At 56.7% G+C, this 2,396-nt stretch carries 1 rRNA gene; it reads right to left on the bottom strand.

From position 1 onward, the window contains the following. Positions 1–22: 22 nt before the first annotated feature. Positions 23–2,396, bottom strand: a 23S ribosomal RNA gene (locus tag ACH45E_RS45720); the annotation flags it as partial.

The following is a 2,396-nucleotide window of genomic DNA, read 5'->3' as shown; positions in this document are numbered from 1 at the left end:
AACACAGTGGACGCGAGCAACTGAGGACAAGCCCTCGGCCTATTAGTACCGGTCACCTCCACCAGTTACCTGGCTTCCAGATCCGGCCTATCAACCCAGTCGTCTACTGGGAGCCTTACCCTCTCAAGGAGGTGGGAATACTCATCTCGAAGCAGGCTTCCCGCTTAGATGCTTTCAGCGGTTATCCCTCCCGAACGTAGCCAACCAGCCATGCCCTTGGCAGAACAACTGGCACACCAGAGGTTCGTCCGTCCCGGTCCTCTCGTACTAGGGACAGCCCTTCTCAATATTCCTACGCGCACAGCGGATAGGGACCGAACTGTCTCACGACGTTCTAAACCCAGCTCGCGTACCGCTTTAATGGGCGAACAGCCCAACCCTTGGGACCGACTCCAGCCCCAGGATGCGACGAGCCGACATCGAGGTGCCAAACCATCCCGTCGATATGGACTCTTGGGGAAGATCAGCCTGTTATCCCCGGGGTACCTTTTATCCGTTGAGCGACGGCGCTTCCACAAGCCACCGCCGGATCACTAGTCCCGACTTTCGTCCCTGCTCGACCCGTCGGTCTCACAGTCAAGCTCCCTTGTGCACTTACACTCAACACCTGATTGCCAACCAGGCTGAGGGAACCTTTGGGCGCCTCCGTTACTCTTTAGGAGGCAACCGCCCCAGTTAAACTACCCATCAGACACTGTCCCTGATCCGGATCACGGACCCAGGTTAGACATCCAGCACGACCAGACTGGTATTTCAACGACGACTCACCGCGAACTGGCGTCCGCGTTTCAAAGTCTCCCAGCTATCCTACACAAGCCGAACCGAACACCAATATCAAACTGTAGTAAAGGTCCCGGGGTCTTTCCGTCCTGCTGCGCGAAACGAGCATCTTTACTCGTAGTGCAATTTCACCGGGCCTATGGTTGAGACAGTCGAGAAGTCGTTACGCCATTCGTGCAGGTCGGAACTTACCCGACAAGGAATTTCGCTACCTTAGGATGGTTATAGTTACCACCGCCGTTTACTGGCGCTTAAGTTCTCAGCTTCGCCCACCCGAAAGTGAGCTAACCGGTCCCCTTAACGTTCCAGCACCGGGCAGGCGTCAGTCCGTATACATCGCCTTACGGCTTCGCACGGACCTGTGTTTTTAGTAAACAGTCGCTTCTCGCTGGTCTCTGCGGCCACCCCCAGCTCGAGCAGCAAGTGCTCTCACCAGGCGTGGCCCCCCTTCTCCCGAAGTTACGGGGGCATTTTGCCGAGTTCCTTAACCATAGTTCACCCGAACGCCTCGGTATTCTCTACCTGACCACCTGAGTCGGTTTAGGGTACGGGCCGCCATGAAACTCGCTAGAGGCTTTTCTCGACAGCATAGGATCATCCACTTCACCACAATCGGCTCGGCATCAGGTCTCAGCCACAAGGTGTGCGGATTTACCTACACACCGGCCTACACCCTTACCCCGGGACAACCACCGCCCGGGATGGACTACCTTCCTGCGTCACCCCATCACTCACCTACTAACCGCTTGGTCCGGCGGCTCCACCACTTTCCTTTCCCCGAAGGGTCCGGAACGGCTTCACGGCCTTAGCATCACGATGCTCGATGTTTGACGCTTCACAGCGGGTACCGGAATATCAACCGGTTATCCATCGACTACGCCTGTCGGCCTCGCCTTAGGTCCCGACTTACCCTGGGCAGATCAGCTTGACCCAGGAACCCTTAGTCAATCGGCGCAAACGTTTCTCACGTTTGTATCGCTACTCATGCCTGCATTCTCACTCGTCAACCGTCCACGACTACCTTCCAGTGCCGCTTCACCCGGCAGACGACGCTCCCCTACCCATCACAGCGGGCGTTGGCCCTCATGCTGCAATGACACGACTTCGGCGGTACGCTTGAGCCCCGCTACATTGTCGGCGCGGAATCACTAGACCAGTGAGCTATTACGCACTCTTTCAAGGGTGGCTGCTTCTAAGCCAACCTCCTGGTTGTCTGTGCGACTCCACATCCTTTCCCACTTAGCGTACGCTTAGGGGCCTTAGTCGATGCTCTGGGCTGTTTCCCTCTCGACCATGGAGCTTATCCCCCACAGTCTCACTGCCGCGCTCTCACTTACCGGCATTCGGAGTTTGGCTAAGGTCAGTAACCCGGTAGGGCCCATCGCCTATCCAGTGCTCTACCTCCGGCAAGAAACACACGACGCTGCACCTAAATGCATTTCGGGGAGAACCAGCTATCACGGAGTTTGATTGGCCTTTCACCCCTAACCACAGGTCATCCCCCAGGTTTTCAACCCTGGTGGGTTCGGTCCTCCACGAAGTCTTACCTCCGCTTCAACCTGCCCATGGCTAGATCACTCCGCTTCGGGTCTTGAGCGTGCTACTAAAATCGCCCT

The sequence above is a fragment of the Streptomyces sp. NPDC020299 genome (genome assembly GCF_044387825.1).
Lineage (GTDB): Bacteria > Actinomycetota > Actinomycetes > Streptomycetales > Streptomycetaceae > Streptomyces.
Note: the sequence above shows the minus strand (reverse complement) of the source record. Positions and strands in the feature narration are given on the sequence as shown.